Source organism: Methylobacterium sp. WL103, from assembly GCF_008039885.1.
Classification (GTDB): Bacteria; Pseudomonadota; Alphaproteobacteria; order Rhizobiales; family Beijerinckiaceae; genus Methylobacterium; species Methylobacterium cerastii.
This window is the reverse complement of the sequence record NZ_VRUX01001039.1, coordinates 1-887: the sequence shown is the minus strand read 5'-3', so window position 1 is coordinate 887 and position 887 is coordinate 1. Positions and strand designations below refer to the sequence as shown.

Genomic DNA, 887 nt, shown 5'->3' with positions numbered 1-887 from the left:
GCCGAACCTCGTCCTGGCCTCGCCCTACCGCCGCGCGGTCCAGACGGCCGAGGCGATCCGCGCATCGGGGGCGCTCGCCGCCGGCGCGCCGCCGCTGGTGGTCGACGAGCGCCTGCGCGAGAAGGAGTTCGGCATCCTCGATCGCCTCACCCGCGCCGGCATCGAGCAGTTGCACCCCGAGCAGGCGGAACTCCGCACCGACCTCGGCAAGTTCTACCACCGGCCCCCGGGCGGCGAGAGCTGGTGCGACGTCATCCTGCGCCTGCGCAGCGCGCTCGACACGATGGCGCTGCATTACGAGGGCCGGCGCATCCTCCTGGTCGCCCACCAGGTGGTGGTCCTGTGCCTGCGCTACCTGCTGGAGAATAGGACCGAGGCTGAGATCCTGGCCATCGATGCGCAGGGCGACGTCGCCAATTGCGGCGTCACGGAATACGCCCCCGCGGCGGTCGCCGCGCCCGGCCCCGCCCTCGACCTGATCCGCTACAACTTCGTCGCACCCCTTGAGGCACAGGGTGCTCCCGTTACTTCCGAACCCGACGCCAACGAAGCGGACGCCAAGAGCTGACAGCGTTGCACCATCGTCGGAAACCGACCGGAGGACAGCCATGGGCGCCGTGACACCGCTGACCGAGCACGTGCTCCGCGGCATGGCGCCCCCCAAGCCGGAGGGCGACAGCAAGGACGGCCGCGGCTGCGTCCTCATCGTGGCAGGCTGCACGGGCCTGCCCGGTGCCGTGCTGCTGAGCGCGAATGCGGCGATGCGCGTCGGCGCGGGCAAGCTCCAGATCGGCGTGTGCCGCGACCTCGCGATCGCGGTCGGCATCGCCGTGCCGGAAGCCCTGGTGGTCGGCTTGGCGCAGACCGAGGGCGGCGGCATCGGCCGC

Annotated in this window: 2 protein-coding genes; both read left to right on the top strand. The window is 71.9% G+C overall.

The genetic code is table 11. The features are described 5' to 3' along the window. The coding region (locus tag FV222_RS27615) for a histidine phosphatase family protein (protein WP_147816319.1) at nucleotides 1-568 on the top strand (568 nt) is incomplete at its 5' end. Nucleotides 569-608: 40 nt separating this feature from the next. Beyond that, a partial coding sequence (locus tag FV222_RS27610) for an NAD(P)H-hydrate dehydratase (protein ID WP_281406939.1) occupies nucleotides 609-887 on the top strand: 279 nt, incomplete at its 3' end.